The following is a 17,321-nucleotide window of genomic DNA, read 5'->3' on the forward strand; positions in this document are numbered from 1 at the left end:
ATATATTATAACATTAATCTTTTATTCTTTTGATGTCAGCACCTAATGCCTTTAATTTACCATGCAAATCAACATACCCTCTGTCTAAATGCTTTAGTTCAGTAACATATGTTGTTCCTTCAGCTACTAGTCCCGCTAAAATAAGTGCTGCTGCTGCACGTAAATCCGTTGCTTTTACTTGAGCGCCTTGAAGTTGACTTTTACCTTCAATTTTTGCACTTCTTCCTTCAACAGTGATTTTAGCATTCATTCTTTTAAATTCACCGACATGCATGAATCGATTTTCAAACACAGTTTCCGTTACTACTTTATGTCCATTTGCAGTTAATAATAACGCCATCATTTGTGATTGCATGTCTGTAGGAAAACCAGGATGTGGAAGTGTTTTGATATCTACCGGTTTCAATTCGTTTTCAGCACTTACACGAATAGCATCATCAAGGTATTCTAGATTAACTCCCATTTCTTCTAATTTATAAACTAGACTCGTCATATGTTCTTTGATTGCACCGTTAACTAAAACATTTCCTCTTGTAATTGCACCTGCAATTAATAATGTACCTGCTTCAATTCTATCAGGTATAATTGAATGCTCGACGCCATACAAGGCTTCAACACCTTCAATCGTAATGGTGTCAGTACCAGCACCTAACACATTTCCGCCCATTTCATTAATATAATTTGCTAAATCAACAATTTCTGGTTCACGTGCGACGTTTTCTAAAACAGTTTTACCTTCAGCTAATGAAGCAGCCATGATAATATTTTGAGTCGCACCTACGCTTGGAAAATCTAAGTGAATCGTTGTACCTTTCAATCCGTTAGTAGTGTTTGCGTATATAAAACCACCATCCATATGGATTTCAGCACCTAGTTCTTCAAAACCTTTAATATGCTGTTCTATCGGTCTTGAACCAATTGCACAACCACCCGGTAAAGCAACTTTGGCATGACCTAATCGTGCTAGTAAAGGTCCCATTACAAGTATACTTGCTCTCATTTTACTTACATATTCATATGGTGCTTCTTCATTTAATTGTTTTGTTGCATCTACTGTAACTTCTTCTTGTTCTTTATTATAAGAGACCTCAGCATTTAATGTAGATATTACATTATTAATTGTTTCTACATCACTAAGTGCTGGTACATTTTTTAATTTGCTCACGCCTTTTGATGCTAATAGTGATGCTGTTAATACTGGTAATACTGCGTTTTTTGCACCCGAAACTTTCACTTCACCAGTTAATTTTTTACCACCATTAATTTCTATCTTATCCATCTTAAATCCTCCACTTAACTACTTATATATTGCCTAAAATTTTTATTCAAACTTACTATTAAATTATATCGATAATCATACGTAATATACAATTATTTGAATTATTGTACCAAATATTTTATTTGTGTAGAAAATTGTAATAAATCTACAATAAAATTACTGACCGAAGTTCCAATTAATATTGCTAAAAATATCATACAAATTTGAACTTGTACTGGAAAACCTTTTTTAAAAAATTGCTCTAATCTCACTGCATTCAATGCCCAATAAGCAATACAAATACAAAGGACATGTAGTATGAGATGTACAATTGAAAATTGTCCTAAATATTCCATAAGCCATTCTCCTTGATAAACACTATTTATATATTTTACACGAAACACTAAACAAAAGATACTTAATAATTAGATTACTGACTTTTAAATAATAAGCGTCAATTTAATATTATTTTCCCATTATATATATCATGTATGCATAACTATTAAAATTAAATATTTTTACTTACTTTACTTCTAAACGATTAAAAGTATATGTGAAAGTAAAACTTTTACTTTTTTATTCATACTACACTCTTAAATCTTTAGTACATTATTATAATTCACTTGTGATTTAAGAAAGTTACTATAATCCATATTTTGAATTAATGTTTCATTGCTAAATTAACGCTAAAAATTTAATTTTGACATGTTTAATTAGAAAAGAAAAAGTCGACAAAGTAAAAACTTTGTCGACTTTTTTAGATATTCGTCATAGTATATCTTTTATTCATTATTGTAATTGAGCGACACGAAGACGGTTATTAGCACGATCTAATGCGCGTTTGGCTCTATTTATGTCACTGCTATCTTCTTCATTGTTTAAATGAGATTCTGCTCTTGACTTAGCTAATTCTGCTCTAGCAACATCAATTTCATTCGCAGGCTCTGCAGTTTGAACAATGATTGATAATTTATCTTGTCTTACTTCAACAAAACCTTCACTCACTGCAATATATTCTGAACCACCGTCAAAATTAATTTTGGCATAGCCAATTTCAAGTGCTGCAACTGTTGGAATATGTCCATACATGACACCGATTTCTCCAGCAGTAGTTTGTAAAACTGCCAGAGTGACATCTTCTCGGTCGTAAACAGAACCATTAGGAGTGACAATATTTAGGCTTAATGTATTCATTATCCATACCTCCTAATTTTAAACTTCAACACCCATATCTTTAGCTTTTTCAATTACTTCATCCATGCTTCCAACTAGACGGAATGCATCTTCTGGAATATGATCGTAATCACCATTTAATATTGCTTTGAAGCCTTCTACTGTTTTTTGAACAGACACATAAGATCCTTTTTGCCCAGTAAATTGTTCAGCTACGTGGAAGTTTTGAGATAAGAAGAACTGAATACGACGCGCACGTTCTACAGTTTGTTTATCCTCTTCCGAAAGTTCATCCATACCTAAAATAGCAATAATATCTTGTAATTCTCTATATTTTTGTAAAGTAGATTGTACTTCACGTGCTACTTCATAATGTTCTTGACCAACAATTGATGGATCAAGCGCTCTAGAAGTAGATGCTAATGGATCAACTGCAGGATAAATACCCATTTCTGTTAATTTACGCTCTAAGTTTGTAGTTGAATCTAAGTGCGCAAATACTGCAGCTGGTGCTGGGTCGGTATAATCATCGGCTGGCACGAATACTGCTTGAATTGACGTTACAGATCCTTTAGTTGTAGAAGTAATACGTTCTTGTAATTGTCCCATTTCCGTAGCTAATGTAGGTTGATAACCAACGGCTGAAGGCATACGTCCTAATAGTGCAGAAACTTCTGAACCGGCTTGCGTAAATCTAAAGATGTTATCGATGAATAGTAGAACGTCTTGTCCTTGTTCATCACGGAAATACTCAGCCATAGTTAAACCAGAAAGTGCTACACGCATACGAGCACCAGGTGGTTCGTTCATTTGTCCAAAAACCATCGCTGTCTTTTTAATAACACCACTATCACTCATTTCAAAGTATAGGTCATTACCTTCACGAGTACGTTCACCTACACCAGCGAACACTGATATACCACCGTGTTCTTGAGCGATATTATTGATCAATTCTTGAATTAATACAGTTTTACCTACACCTGCACCGCCGAATAATCCAACTTTACCACCTTTAATATAAGGTGCTAATAAATCAATAACTTTGATACCTGTTTCTAATATTTCAACTTTCGTAGATAATTGATCAAATGCAGGTGCTTCTCTATGAATTGGATCACGACGTACTGAGTCATCTATGTCTTCATCTAAGTCTATCGTATCACCTAATACATTAAACACTCTACCTAACGTTTCATTACCAACTGGAACGCTAATGCTGTTTCCGCTGTCTCTTACTTCTGTACCACGTTTAACACCATCAGTTGAATCCATTGCGATTGTACGTACTACGTCATCGCCAAGTTGTAATGCAACTTCTAACGTTAATTCAACAGTACCTTCTTCTCTTTCTATATCGAGAACTAAGGCATTATTAATTTCTGGAACTTCATTGTGCTCAAAGCGAACATCAATTACTGGACCCATAACTTGTGTTACACGGCCTAATCCCATTCTATTTTCCTCCTTTAATCATTATTCAAGTGCAACTGCGCCACCAACAATTTCAGTAATTTGTTGAGTGATTGCTGCTTGTCTCGCTCTGTTATATTCGATAGATAAATCATCAATGATATCTGTCGCATTATCAGATGCATTTTTCATAGCCGTCATACGTGTTGCATGTTCACTTGCTTTTGCATCTAAAATCGTTCCATATATTAAACTTTCAACATATTGAGGTAAAATGACACTTAAAATTGCTTCTTTGTCTGGTTCAAATTCATATGAAGACATTTGACCATGTCCTAAGCTTGAATCTTCTGGAGACAATGGAAGCACAGTTTTCATCGACGGTGTATTTTCTAAAACACTGACGAAATGACTGTAATAAATTTTCACCTCATCCACAATCTCATCGTTATACAAATCTATTGCTTTTTTAGCAATTGCTTGTATTTCTTTAAATGAAGGTTGATCAGGAACTTCTGTTAAAGAATCATGAATGTCATATCCTTTATTTTTAAGAAAATCAACACCTGTTTGGCCTAAAACTAAGATGGAATATTCATCACTACTACTATGTTTGCGTTCAATATCTTTCATTAGATGTTTCAACACATTCGCATTGTATGCACCCGCAAGGCCTTGGTCACTAGTAATTACGATATAACCACTTTTCTTCACTTCTCGTTGTTGTAACATTGGGTGATGTGAATTTTTGTCCGCTCCAGCAACTGCTGTAATTGCATCTTGCATTTTAACCATATATGGTCTGAACTGATTCGTATTTTTTTCAGCACGACGCAATTTAGAACTAGAAACCATGTTCATTGCTTTCGTAATCTGTTTCATCTTTTTTGTTGATTTTATTCGTGTATCGATTTCTTTAAGAGACGCCATTATCTCACCACCTTTTATCTACATTAACTATTATGCTTCTTCTGATTTGCTAAAACTCTTCTTGAATTCATTAATCGCTGATTCAAATGATTCATCATTAGGTAAAGCACCCGTCGTTTTGATTTCATTTAATAAATCAGATGCATTCGATTTAGCCCATTGATTCAACTCGTCTTCAAAACGTGTGATATCAACTACAGGGATATCATCCAAATGTCCTTTTGTTAAAGCATAAATAATTAAAACTTGATTTTCTACAGGTAGTGGTTTGTTTTTATCTTGTTTTAATATTTCAACTGTACGTTTACCACGTTCTAATTTTTTAGCAGTAAATTCATCTAAATCAGATCCAAATTGCGCGAATGATTCTAATTCACGATATGATGCTAAATCTAGACGTAAAGTTCCAGCAACCTTTTTCATTGCTTTAATTTGCGCAGAACCACCGACACGTGATACTGATTGACCTGCATTAATCGCTGGTCTTACACCAGAGAAGAACAAGTCAGATTGCAAGAATATTTGTCCATCAGTAATAGAAATTACGTTTGTCGGAACGTAAGCGGCAATGTCGCCTGCTTGTGTCTCAATAATAGGTAATGCTGTGATTGAACCGCCACCTAAATCATCATTTAGTTTAGCCGCTCTCTCTAATAATCTACTATGTAAGTAGAATACATCACCAGGATAAGCTTCACGGCCTGGAGGTCTACGTAATAATAATGATAGTTCACGATAAGCTGCTGCTTGTTTTGTTAAATCATCATAAACGATTAAAACATCTTTGCCAGCAAACATGAATTCTTCAGCCATTGCTACACCAGAATATGGCGCGATATAAAGCATAGGCGCTGGATCTGCTGCTGAAGCAGAAACAATAATTGTATAATCTAATGCACCTTCTTGACGTAATTTTTCAACATTTGCACGTACAGTTGAATCTTTTTGTCCGATAGCAACGTATATACAGATCGTATCTTGATCTCTTTGGTTCAAAATCGTATCAATGGCAACCGTCGTTTTACCTGTTTGACGGTCTCCGATGATTAATTCACGCTGTCCACGGCCGATTGGTACAAGCGCGTCAATTGCTTTTATACCAGTTTGTAATGGTTCATCTACAGATTTACGATCCATTACACCAGTTGCTTTCTTCTCTACAGGACGTGTTTTTGTAGTATTGACTGGTCCTTGACCATCAATTGCTTGTCCTAATGGGTTAACGACACGACCAAGTAACTCCTCACCAACTGGAACTTCCATGATACGTCCAGTTCGTTTTACTTCGTCTCCCTCTTTAATATCCGTGTAAGGGCCTAAAATTACTACACCGACATTGGATTCTTCTAAGTTTTGTGCTAAACCTAGAACGCCGTTATTAAATTCAATAAGCTCACCAGCCATAACGTCATTTAATCCGTGGATTAAAGCGATACCATCACCAATTTGCAGAACTGTACCTACATCAGTAACAGCCATTTCTGACTCATAATTTTCTATTTGTGAGCGAAGTAATGCACTGATTTCTTCAGCTTTAATGGCCATCTATGTCACTCCTTCGATTTTTATTTCACTCTAATAAATTGCTTTTCAAGTTTGGCAAGATCATTTTTAATACTTGCATCCATCACTTTCGTACCAACTTTAACTCGGATACCACCGATAAGATCTGGATTTATTTCATTTGTAATCATTAGTTTTGATAGTTTTGTGCGCGATCTAATAATTGAATCAATACTTGCTATTTCATCCTCAGATAGTTCATACACTGATTCAATAATCGCAAAGTCTTGATTGTGATACGCATTATATAAAGTTTCAAAAGCTAAGAATATTTCATGTGTATATGTAAGGTGACGATTACTTGCAAGCACCATAAACATATTTTGTAAATATTGATGTGCGTGTCCAAAAATAATAGCAACAAAACGTTGGCGTTGTGCTACATCTTTTTGTGGGTCTGTATCTAATTCTTTTAATTTTCCTACTTCAGGTCGCACTGCTTCGTCAATTGTTGAAAACTCTTCATACATTTGATCAAGTAACGTTTTTTCTTTAGCAGTATCAAATAACGCTTTTGCATATTTTTTTGCTACATTAGCCATTATTTATCGCCTGCCTCTTTAATGTACTTTTCAACTAATTCTTTTTGATCTTTTTCTGAAATTTCTTTTTGCAGTACTTTTGAAGCAATGAGTACGGAAAGCTCAGAAACTTGATTATTAATATCTGCAAGTGCGCGTTCTTTTTCACTGTTAATTTCATTTTGTGCTGTTTCAATCATGCCATTAGCTCTAATATTGGCTTCATGAATAATTTCTTCGTGTTGTTTACGGGCTTGTATTTTAGATTCTTCTAAAATCTTATGAACCTCTTCTTGTGTTTCTTTTAGTGTTTGTTTGTTTTGTGCTTCTAATTTTTGAGCATTTAATTTAGCTTGTTCAGCATCGTCGATATCTTTATTGATATCGCGTTCACGTTTGTCCATTACTTCTTTAAGTGGGCCCCATGCAAACTTTTTCAAAAGTAAGAGTAATATGGCGAATGTAGCAATCGTAACAATGATTGTTCCCCATTGTACACCACCGCCACTAGCCGCACCTAGAACGAACATATTAGTCGTAGCAGTCACTTTCATAGACACTCCTTTCATCCAGTATAATCATAAGGTATTTTGATAAAAACGAACGGCGAGAGCCTAGAAGACTTCGCCATAAAGACTAGTTTACTTATAGTGACATGAAAGCGATAACTACACCTATAATTGGTAGCGCCTCAACTAATCCGATACCGATAAACATAATACCCATTAATTGACCACGTGCTTCTGGTTGACGAGCGACACCTTCTACTGTTCTTGAAACGATAAGACCATTACCAATACCTGCACCAAGTGCTGATAAGCCGATTGCGATTGCTGCTGCGATTAAATTCATTTAAAAATCCTCCTAATTTGTTCTTTTTATTTTTTAATTTAATGACTCTTTTGTACTTTATGTGACATATATACCATCGAAAGCATTACAAATATATATGCCTGAATCGTACCGATAAAAATTGAGAACCCTTGCCATACGATTAGGCCAGGTAATCCAATTAACCAACCCCATGCTGGGAAGTCGAATACTAAACCTGCTAATAATCCTAGTAATAATTCACCTGCAAAAATATTTCCGTAAAGTCGTAGTCCTAGCGTCAATGTTGAAGTGAACTCTTCAAACACATTGATAGGCAATAGGAATATCGGCTTTGTATAATTTTGAAAATACCCTTTAGTGCCAACCATTTTAACCCCATAATAATGTGTTAATAATATTATAAGCGTTGATAATGTTAATGTCACAGTTGGATCGGCTGTGGGAGATTTCCACCACAGGGTGTGTCCCGAAATTAATTGGAACGGTAAACCGAGCATATTACTAACAAATATGAAAAAGATTAATGTAACGGCTAAGAAATGGAACTGACCGCCTTTTGACCAAGCCATGTTACTTTCGATAATCCCTCTTACGAAATCAAAAACCCATTCGATAAAGTTTTGTTTGCCTGTTGGACGTTTCTTGAGGTTACGTGTACAAATAATAGCTATTACAAAAACAATAAACGCCGTAATCAACATCATCATAATCGATGATAGATTAAACACGATGTCTAGACCGAACACATTCCAACTGACTAGAGGGTCTTTATGATCCATGCTTTCTCACCTCTTTCATTATAAAATTTATTTCTTGTGTAAAAATGGTTTGAAAACAATTAAAACATAAGAAATCATTAAACCAACAACTACTCCAAAAATGTTTATATGGTCCTTATAAAAATACCATGTCGTACAAGCTAATATCACAACCAAATATCTCCAAATGTTGCCCGTTGAAATATGTATGTTATCCTTTTCTTTTGCTTCCGCCAAATAATATTCAAAAGTAAAAGTATTGATTAGCGATCCGATCATTCCAATTATAAGACCTAATATAAATGCAGAGTATGTGAAAATAAACACAATTACAAGTACAATAATACAATATATATAGTATTGCATGTACTGTTTAAAAATGATGTTGAAACGTTTCATTTCAGTGCCTCGCTTCACCTTATCTTTCTTATATGAAAACCATTCCAATCATACAATTTTAATAATAATATAGGGTACTTTACGTGTCAATTCTATTCAAATTGTAATTCAATTTTTTACAAGAATGTCACAAAAATGACACATAAATACGAAAATTATTTGAAAGAAGAAGGTTTTTTATCAATTAAACCAAAAAAATATTTAATATTTTGACAAATTCTATATGATGCATTGCCGTCTCCATATGGATTTTGAGCTGTACTCATGATCTCATACAAATTTTCGTTATCTAATAGTTCTTTTGTTGCTGCGAATATATTCTTTTCATTTGTGCCTACAATTTTTAATGTACCTGCCGCTACACCTTCTGGTCTTTCTGTAACATCCCTCAAAACGAGTACTGGTTTACCTAAAGAAGGCGCTTCTTCTTGTACACCACCAGAATCAGTTAAAATTAAATAAGACTGATGTGCAAAATTATGAAAATCAACAACTTCTAAGGGTTCTACAAGCTCAATTCTCGTGTGATTTGATAAATAATAATCTGCAATTTCTCTTACTTTAGGGTTTTTATGTATTGGGTAAACGACAACAACATCCTCGTATGCTTCGACGATATCTCGTACTGCTTTGAAAATATGTGCCATTGGTTCCCCAATATTTTCTCGTCTATGCGCAGTGAGTAGAATAATTCGTTTATCTTTGTGCTTGGCTATAATTTCTGATTGATAACCATTATGAATTGTCGTTTTCATTGCATCAATAGCAGTATTACCTGTTACGACAATTGAGTCTTCTGGTTTGTTTTCAGCAATCAAATTATTTGCAGCATTATTGGTAGGAGCAAAGTTTAAATCGGACATTACTCCTACCATTTGTCTATTCATTTCTTCAGGAAATGGAGCATATTTATTCCAAGTTCGCAAACCAGCTTCGACATGCCCGATTGGGACTTGATTATATAATGCTGCAAGACTTCCAGCAAATGTACTCATGGTATCACCATGAACAAGTATCATATCTGGTTTCGCTTCTTTTATAACATCCTCTAATCGTACGAGTATGCGTGAAGTTATATCAGACAATGATTGTCCCTGCTTCATAATGTTCAAATCATAATCAGGTGTGATGTCAAAGCTTTTCAACACAGAATCTAACATTTCTCTATGTTGTGCCGTCACTACAACGATTGGTTGTAATTCAGCGTCTTTCTCCAATTCTAAAACGAGTGGTGCCATCTTTATAGCTTCAGGCCGTGTCCCGAATACAGTCATAACTTTTTTCATACTACTCCACTCCTGGGTCAAACTATTTTGTACCGAATAAACGGTCACCAGCGTCACCTAATCCAGGTGTAATATAAGCATGGTCATCTAATTTCTCATCTAATGCTGCGATATAGATATCGACATCTTCATGTGCTTCTTGTAATTTTTCTACACCTTCTGGTGCTGCAATTAGACACATAAATCTGATATGCTTGGCGCCACGTTTTTTAAGTGAATTAATCGCTTCAATTGCGGAAGCACCAGTCGCTAGCATTGGATCAACTACGACAATTTCTCTTTCTTCAATATCTTGTGGTAATTTCACAAAATACTCAACTGCTTCTAGCGTTTCAGGATCTCTGTATAAGCCAACATGACCTATTCTTGCTGCCGGCACAAGATTTAAGATACCTTGTGTCATGCCAAGACCTGCTCTTAAAATGGGAATAAATGCTAATTTTTTACCAGTTAAACGCTTAGCTATCATTTTAGTAACAGGCGTTTCAATTTCTACATCTTGTAACTCTAGATTTCTAGTCACTTCGTAAGCCATTAACATGCCTACTTCATCTACGAGTTCTCTAAATTCTTTTGTACCTGTATGTACATCTCTAATGTAACTTAATTTGTGTTGAATAAGTGGGTGATCAAAAACATGTACGTTGCCCATAATTACTTCCTCCAATTTAATTATATAAAGGATGTTTCGTAGTTAATGCTTTAACTCTTTCTTGTCCTTCTTTTAATGTTGTTTCGTTTTCAGGATCTTTTAACACTAAGCTTATAATTTTAGCTACTTCTTCAAATGCCGCTTCATCAAAACCACGTGTAGTAGCTGCTGGTGTACCAAGTCTTAAACCACTTGTTACAAAAGGTTTTTCTTGATCAAATGGTATTGTATTTTTATTACAAGTAATACCTATTGAGTCAAGGGCTTCTTCTGCTACTTTACCAGTAATATTGACTGATCCTTTTACATCTACGCATACTAGGTGATTATCAGTACCGCCAGATACTACTCTAAATCCTTCTTTATTTAGTGTATCAGCTAATACTTTTGCATTTTTAATAACTTGTTGCTGATATGTTTTAAAATCATCTTGTAGTGCTTCACCGAACGCTACTGCTTTGGCAGCAATAACATGTTCTAAAGGGCCACCTTGAATGCCTGGGAAGATTGTTTTGTCAATTTGCTTTTTGTATTCTTCTTTACATAAAATCATTCCACCACGAGGGCCACGTAATGTTTTATGTGTTGTTGTAGTTACAAAATCAGCATATTCTACTGGACTTGGGTGTAAGCCTGCAGCGACTAATCCAGCGATATGAGCCATATCTACCATCAATTTAGCGCCTACTTCATCAGCAATTTCTCTAAAACGTTTGAAGTCTATTGTTTTTGAGTATGCAGAAGCCCCAGCAACGATTAACTTAGGTTGGTGCGCTTTTGCTACTTTTAATACTTCGTCATAGTCTATTTGTTCGCTTTCTTTGTCGACACCATATTCGACAAAGTTATAAAATTGACCACTAAAGTTTACTGGCGCACCATGAGTTAAGTGCCCACCATGACTTAAATTCATACCTAATACAGTATCTCCGTGTTCTAATGCCACGAGATAAACAGCCATATTTGCTTGTGAACCAGAATGTGGTTGAACGTTAACATGTTCTGCACCAAATAATTGCTTTGCTCTCTCAATAGCTAATGTTTCAGATACATCGACATATTCACAACCACCGTAATATCTTCTGTTCGGATAACCTTCAGCATACTTATTAGTTAATACTGAACCTTGAGCTTCCATAACTGCTTCCGACACAAAGTTTTCTGACGCAATTAACTCTATATTGTTATTTTGACGGTTGAACTCGTTTTGAATCACTTCATAAATTTCTTTATCTTGATCTTTAATAAATGACATTAGTAAACCCTCGTTTCTGTATTAGTTGTATTTTGCTCTTTCGCCACCAATTTTTTTAGGTCTTGAAGAAGCGATTGTAACAATTGCTTCGCCAATTTGCTTCACGCTTGTACGTTCGGGTATTGCTACATGTTTGATATGCATACCAATTAATGTTTGACCAATATCTATACCTTTCGGAACAGTTATAGTTTCAACCACCATAGGCGCTTCCATATGCTGATATGCATACGTAGCTAAACTACCTCCAGCATGGACATCGGGTACAACGGTTACTTCTTCCATCGTTGCGGGGTCGAAGTTAGCTTTTTCAATCGTAATTGCTCTATTGATATGTTCACAGCCTTGAAATACAAAAGAAACGCCTGTTTCCGTTTCAATCTCTTTTAATGCTTCAAATATATCTTTAGCTACTTCCATTGAACCGACGCTACCTATGCGTTCGCCAATCACTTCTGAAGTAGAACAACCTACAATACAAAGCTCATCCTTTTTAAAGAAAGATTTAGACTTTAGTTCATCTAACAATGCTCTTAAATCTTCCATATTAAACACCCCTTATTTATTTTGATAAAAAAGTAAGCCAAAATACATAAGTCCAATCTGGCAAATTTAATTGCTAGCACATTTGCTACACGTAATTATTATAACGTATTTAATGACTTACTCATACTAATTTCACATATTTATTTACTCTAATATTTTATTTTTTAATTTTTCAATCAATGAATTTAATTCATTATAAATTTCAATATAATCTGATTTAGTTCCTCCAAATGGGTCAGAAACATCATCACCATGCAATACATATTCACTTAAAGTAAATATATGTGTATTTACGCCATACGTTTGTTTAATCGCATCTCTATGACTCCTTGACATTGTCAAAATAAGATCTGCATGCATGTCCATCTCAGTGAATTGTTGCGCATTGTCAGGTATTGGCAATTGTTTTTCTTTTAAGATAGCACGCGTATGTTCTGAGGTAGGTGCGCCATCTAATGCAAATAAACCACGCGAAGCAACTTCGATGTCAGGTATTTTAGCTTTTGCAATACTTTCTGCCATTGGACTTCTACAAGTATTACCAGTACAAACAAAAACGATTTTCATAATTTTTCTCCTTTAACGACGGTAAAGTTTGCCGCCTTTTGCATTCGATTCATAATAGCAACTGCTTCGCCACTATTTTCAAATCCAAATATATAAGCTTCTTTTATCTTTTTATTTTTGTCTATATCGTGCAATATTTGATACAAATTATGGTTTGCCCCTTTAATATCTCTTTCATTTTCACACAGTGGAATGAAAGTTGCGTTTTTTGGAATATATTTACATTTATCTTTCGGGAATATAAACGCAACATCACTCCAATCTTTACATGAGGATGGTTGTTGATGAACGCCGTATACAATCGTTATTGGCGTATCTGGCGCATAATGTTTATATTTCATTCCGGGGGCTATAGGTTTTTCTTGATTTAAATCATCTTTTGCTGAAATAGAACCTGGCAAAACATTTTCAATCATCGACTTGGTGATAGATCCTGGACGAGCAATTTTAAATGGGTATTGCGTGCAATCTAACACGGTACTTTCTAAACCTTCTTCACTTTGATCACCATTAACAATACCATCAATGCTTTGGTTTAAATCATGATATACATGTTCAAACTTAGTTGGAGAAGGTCTACCACTTAAATTAGCGCTCGGTGCGGCAATCGGTATGTCTACAAACTCTAATATTTTTCTCCCAATCACATGACTTGGCATTCTAACCGCTATGGATGAAAGTCCACCACTTACACTTTCACATAAATATCCTTTTTTTAATGGTAAAATAAACGAAATTGGTCCTGGCCAAAATTGATTCATCAGTATTTTAACTTCTTGTGAAATATGCTTCGTAAATACATCTAGTTGCTTAACATTATGTATATGCACGATGAGTGGATTATCTGAAGGTCTACCTTTTGCAGCAAAAATATTTTTTATAGTTTGTTCATTTCTTGCATCACCACCTAAACCATATACAGTTTCAGTTGGTATAGCGATGAGTCCACCAGCTTCAAAAATATTTTTTATCTCATTAAAAGCATCTACATTTGCATCTTCTGTCACATGATTTCTTAAATCCCATATTTTTGTTTTCATTTATACTCACCCTTTCATCTTAATTTCAATTTTAAAACAAAATAAGAAGTTATGCACCTTCATGACATATCATGTTAGGTACACAACTTCTTAAATTACCATTTAAAAGAAACCATTCTATCATTATCATTGATATCTTTTATTATTTGGACACTTACAGCAGGATATTTATTTTCAATTTTGCTTTTTAATGTAGCTCCTTGTTTATAACCAATCTCAAACACAACAATTGCATTAGGTAATAATACGTCTGGTAATTGATCTAAAATCTTTTCATAAACTTGAAAGCCGTTGTTTTCAGCAAACAAAGCACTCATAGGTTCATATTGTAAAACAGTATCATCCATTAAAGCTTTTTCGCTCTCAGCGATATAGGGGGGATTTGAAATCAATCCATTCACTTTAATATGCTTTTCTATTAATGGATTTAAGGTATCGCCTTGTAAAAATATAACATCTACATCATGATACTCAGCGTTTTCTTTTGCCACAGATAAGGCTTCATCATATAAATCTGTAGCTATAACATCCAAATTTTGATTCATTTTTTTTAGTAAAATAGGTATGTTACCACTACCTGTTCCAATATCTACAACTTTATCTCCCGATTTTACCAAATTATAAAAATGTAGTAATACTTCCTCGGTTTCTGGCCTTGGAATTAAACAATGCTCATTCACTTTAAATATTTCACCATAAAAAGTTTGCGTTCCTACAATATATTGAATCGGTTCGCCTTGTAACATCCTTGCTTCCGCATTATCAAACAACACGTTGTGTGCTTCCGTCATAACTTCATCTGCGTGTAGCAAATAATCTAATTTTTGCCATTGAAATAAATCAAGCATTAACCATTCAGCTCGTGTTACTTCAATACCTTTAGTTTCGCATTTGTCTTGTGCGATTTTTAATCGTTCTCTATAATTCACCATCATTCAGTTCTTTCAATTTATCAGTTTGTTCAGCTAAAGTTAGTGCATCAATAATCTCATCTAACTTACCTTCCATAACTTGCTCTAATTTCTGCAAAGTCAATCCAATACGATGATCCGTTACGCGACTCTGTGGATAATTGTATGTTCTAATTCTCTCTGAGCGATCACCTGAACCGACAGCTGATTTACGCTGTGCAGCATACTTTTGTTGTTCTTCTTGTAATTTCATATCAAATAAACGTGCTTTTAACACTTTCATTGCTTTTTCACGGTTTTGAATTTGAGATTTCTCAGATGATGTAGCAATGACACCTGTCGGTATATGTGTAATTCGAACGGCAGAATCAGTGGTATTTACGTGTTGTCCACCTGCACCACTAGAACGATATGTGTCTACTTTAATATCTTCATTTCGAATCTCTATCTCAACATCTTCAACTTCTGGTAATACGGCAACAGTAGCAGTAGATGTGTGAATACGTCCTCCAGACTCAGTTGCTGGTACACGTTGTACACGATGTGCACCATTTTCGTATTTCAATTTACTGTAAGCGCCTGTTCCTGAAACAGAGAAGCTAATCTCTTTGTAACCACCATGATCACTTTCAGTAGCTTCTACGATATCAGTTTTATAACTATGTGCTTCTGCATATCTAGAATACATTCTAAATAAATCACCAGCAAATATTGCAGCCTCATCCCCACCAGCTGCTGCACGAATTTCAACAATTACGTCTTTTTCATCGTTAGGGTCTTTTGGAATTAACAAGAATTTTAATTCTTCTTCCAGTTCTGGAATTTTTTGACTCAATTCTTGCTTTTCGTCTTTAAGCATTTCGACTTCTTCATCGTCTTTTGTTTCCTGTAACATATCATCTATTTCAGTTACATCTTCTTTAACCTGTTTATATTCACGATATACTTCTACTGTTTTTTGCAAATCAGCCTGTTCTTTTGAATATTTTCGTAAATTGTCTGGATTATTTACGACTTCAGGATCACTTAACATTTCATTTAATTGCTCGTATCTTTCCTCTACAATGTCTAATTGATCAAACACTACATTTCCTCCTTCTCATGATTACTTGGTGCAACAATATGATGTGCCCTACATCTAGGTTCATAGCTTTCGTTAGCGCCAACGAGAATCACTGGATCATCTATTTTTGCTGGATTACCATCAATTAATCGTTGTGTACGGCTTGATGACGAGCCACATACTGCACATACAGCTTGTAGTTTAGTCACTTCTTCACTTACTGCTAATAAATGGGGAATTGGTTCAAATGGTTCACCTCTGAAATCCATATCTAAACCTGCAGTAATCACTCTATGCCCCTTTTCAGCTAATTCTTCAACAATATGGACAATATTATTTTCGAAAAATTGAACTTCATCAATTGCTATAATATCAAAATTTGTTAAATCGTGTTTATAGATCTCAGCTGCTGTCGAGATATTAATTGCCTCAATTGCATTGCCGTTATGCGACACAATCTTATCTTTATGATAGCGATCATCTATTGCCGGTTTAAATACAACCACCTTTTGTTTAGCATATAGTCCACGTCTTAAACGACGAATTAATTCTTCAGATTTACCACTAAACATACTTCCAGTTATACATTCTATCCACCCGGAATGATAAGTTTCATTCATTATGCGTTCCACCCTTTTTCAAAACATAATCGGTTTATTATATCATATTTTCCATCTTAAAATATCAATTTCTCATAAGATATTTGTAATTTAATATGTAATCAAAGTGCTCTAACAACTGTGCAATTCTGTTCAAACCTTCACATCGTCCATGTTAAATAAAAAAGCATTCTCATAAAATGAGAATGCCTTATGACAACAATTATTCGTTGCTTGATTTGAATCCGAATTTCTTGTTGAAACGTTCCACACGACCATCCGCAGCAGCGAATTTTTGACGTCCTGTGTAAAATGGATGTGAATCAGATGAAATATCTAAACGAATAACTGGGTATTCATTTCCATCTTCCCATTCCATTGTTTCTGATGAAGATTTTGTTGAACCACTTAAGAATTTAAAGTCTGTAGTTGTATCTAAAAAGATAACTTTGTGGTATTCAGGATGAATATTTTGTTTCATTTTTTTCAGCTCCTTTGCCCTGAACCATCTGGAACAGAGTTGTTTGTGAGTTTTTTTACCCAATACTTGATAATT

The 17,321-nt window shown here is 34.7% G+C and carries 21 protein-coding genes; all 21 read right to left on the bottom strand.

Annotated features, from left to right (window positions below):
- Nucleotides 1-13 precede the first annotated feature (13 nt).
- The 21 genes from murA to KA883_RS10750 all read right to left on the bottom strand — a co-directional run bounded on the left by murA (nt 14) and on the right by KA883_RS10750 (nt 17,246).
- Nucleotides 14-1,279, bottom strand: coding sequence for a UDP-N-acetylglucosamine 1-carboxyvinyltransferase (murA, locus tag KA883_RS10650; RefSeq protein WP_046207764.1), 1,266 nt, complete (start codon nt 1,277-1,279; stop codon nt 14-16).
- Nucleotides 1,280-1,380: 101 nt separating this feature from the next.
- The gene (locus KA883_RS10655) at nt 1,381-1,614 is read right to left on the bottom strand and encodes a DUF1146 family protein (protein ID WP_046207763.1); all 234 of its coding nucleotides are present in this window, start codon (nt 1,612-1,614) and stop codon (nt 1,381-1,383) included.
- Nucleotides 1,615-2,047: 433 nt separating this feature from the next.
- Nucleotides 2,048-2,452: a F0F1 ATP synthase subunit epsilon gene (locus KA883_RS10660; RefSeq protein WP_019468303.1), complete on the bottom strand. Its 405-nt coding sequence runs from the start codon at nt 2,450-2,452 to the stop codon at nt 2,048-2,050.
- Between the two features lie 18 nt (nt 2,453-2,470).
- The gene (gene atpD / locus KA883_RS10665) at nt 2,471-3,883 is read right to left on the bottom strand and encodes a F0F1 ATP synthase subunit beta (RefSeq protein ID WP_019468302.1); all 1,413 of its coding nucleotides are present in this window, start codon (nt 3,881-3,883) and stop codon (nt 2,471-2,473) included.
- 21 nt (nt 3,884-3,904) lie between these two features.
- Entirely contained in the window at nt 3,905-4,771 is an 867-nt protein-coding gene (gene atpG / locus KA883_RS10670) for an ATP synthase F1 subunit gamma (RefSeq protein WP_046207762.1), read from the bottom strand.
- A gap of 30 nt (nt 4,772-4,801) precedes the next feature.
- Nucleotides 4,802-6,316 (bottom strand): F0F1 ATP synthase subunit alpha, encoded by a 1,515-nt coding sequence (gene atpA, locus KA883_RS10675; RefSeq protein WP_046207761.1) that lies wholly within the window; start codon nt 6,314-6,316, stop codon nt 4,802-4,804.
- Between the two features lie 20 nt (nt 6,317-6,336).
- On the bottom strand, nt 6,337-6,876 hold the full coding sequence (locus KA883_RS10680; RefSeq protein ID WP_046207760.1) for a F0F1 ATP synthase subunit delta: 540 nt from the start codon (nt 6,874-6,876) through the stop codon (nt 6,337-6,339).
- Nucleotides 6,876-7,403, bottom strand: coding sequence for a F0F1 ATP synthase subunit B (locus KA883_RS10685; RefSeq protein WP_026034759.1), 528 nt, complete (start codon nt 7,401-7,403; stop codon nt 6,876-6,878). Before KA883_RS10685 ends, KA883_RS10680 begins: the two co-directional genes overlap by 1 nt.
- Nucleotides 7,404-7,500: 97 nt before the next feature.
- The gene (atpE, locus tag KA883_RS10690) at nt 7,501-7,707 is read right to left on the bottom strand and encodes a F0F1 ATP synthase subunit C (protein WP_002482721.1); all 207 of its coding nucleotides are present in this window, start codon (nt 7,705-7,707) and stop codon (nt 7,501-7,503) included.
- 38 nt (nt 7,708-7,745) lie between these two features.
- Nucleotides 7,746-8,468: a F0F1 ATP synthase subunit A gene (atpB, locus tag KA883_RS10695; protein ID WP_019468297.1), complete on the bottom strand. Its 723-nt coding sequence runs from the start codon at nt 8,466-8,468 to the stop codon at nt 7,746-7,748.
- A 27-nt stretch (nt 8,469-8,495) separates the two neighbouring features.
- Nucleotides 8,496-8,846, bottom strand: a complete 351-nt coding sequence (locus KA883_RS10700) for an ATP synthase subunit I (RefSeq protein WP_046207759.1) — start codon at nt 8,844-8,846, stop codon at nt 8,496-8,498.
- Between the two features lie 155 nt (nt 8,847-9,001).
- Nucleotides 9,002-10,132, bottom strand: a complete 1,131-nt coding sequence (gene wecB, locus KA883_RS10705) for a non-hydrolyzing UDP-N-acetylglucosamine 2-epimerase (RefSeq protein ID WP_046207758.1) — start codon at nt 10,130-10,132, stop codon at nt 9,002-9,004.
- A 22-nt stretch (nt 10,133-10,154) separates the two neighbouring features.
- A complete protein-coding gene (gene upp, locus KA883_RS10710; protein ID WP_019468295.1) occupies nt 10,155-10,784 on the bottom strand; it encodes a uracil phosphoribosyltransferase in 630 nt (209 codons plus the stop codon).
- Nucleotides 10,785-10,800: 16 nt separating this feature from the next.
- Nucleotides 10,801-12,039, bottom strand: a complete 1,239-nt coding sequence (gene glyA, locus KA883_RS10715) for a serine hydroxymethyltransferase (protein ID WP_046207757.1) — start codon at nt 12,037-12,039, stop codon at nt 10,801-10,803.
- Nucleotides 12,040-12,060: 21 nt separating this feature from the next.
- Nucleotides 12,061-12,585: a TIGR01440 family protein gene (locus KA883_RS10720; protein WP_046207756.1), complete on the bottom strand. Its 525-nt coding sequence runs from the start codon at nt 12,583-12,585 to the stop codon at nt 12,061-12,063.
- A gap of 144 nt (nt 12,586-12,729) precedes the next feature.
- Complete coding sequence (locus tag KA883_RS10725) at nt 12,730-13,152, bottom strand: low molecular weight protein arginine phosphatase (protein ID WP_046207755.1); 423 nt, start codon at nt 13,150-13,152, stop codon at nt 12,730-12,732.
- On the bottom strand, nt 13,149-14,192 hold the full coding sequence (locus KA883_RS10730; RefSeq protein ID WP_046207754.1) for an L-threonylcarbamoyladenylate synthase: 1,044 nt from the start codon (nt 14,190-14,192) through the stop codon (nt 13,149-13,151). The genes KA883_RS10725 and KA883_RS10730 overlap by 4 nt, the downstream gene beginning before the upstream one ends.
- 95 nt (nt 14,193-14,287) lie before the next feature.
- Nucleotides 14,288-15,124: a peptide chain release factor N(5)-glutamine methyltransferase gene (gene prmC / locus KA883_RS10735; protein ID WP_046207753.1), complete on the bottom strand. Its 837-nt coding sequence runs from the start codon at nt 15,122-15,124 to the stop codon at nt 14,288-14,290.
- Nucleotides 15,111-16,187, bottom strand: a complete 1,077-nt coding sequence (gene prfA, locus KA883_RS10740) for a peptide chain release factor 1 (RefSeq protein ID WP_046207752.1) — start codon at nt 16,185-16,187, stop codon at nt 15,111-15,113. The genes prmC and prfA overlap by 14 nt, the downstream gene beginning before the upstream one ends.
- Entirely contained in the window at nt 16,187-16,786 is a 600-nt protein-coding gene (locus KA883_RS10745; RefSeq protein ID WP_046207751.1) for a thymidine kinase, read from the bottom strand. Before KA883_RS10745 ends, prfA begins: the two co-directional genes overlap by 1 nt.
- A 202-nt stretch (nt 16,787-16,988) precedes the next feature.
- Nucleotides 16,989-17,246: a type B 50S ribosomal protein L31 gene (locus KA883_RS10750; protein ID WP_019468287.1), complete on the bottom strand. Its 258-nt coding sequence runs from the start codon at nt 17,244-17,246 to the stop codon at nt 16,989-16,991.
- Between the last annotated feature and the right edge of the window lie 75 nt (nt 17,247-17,321).

The sequence above is a fragment of the Staphylococcus sp. GDY8P54P genome, from assembly GCF_017892645.1.
GTDB classification, from domain to species: domain Bacteria; phylum Bacillota; class Bacilli; order Staphylococcales; family Staphylococcaceae; genus Staphylococcus; species Staphylococcus ureilyticus.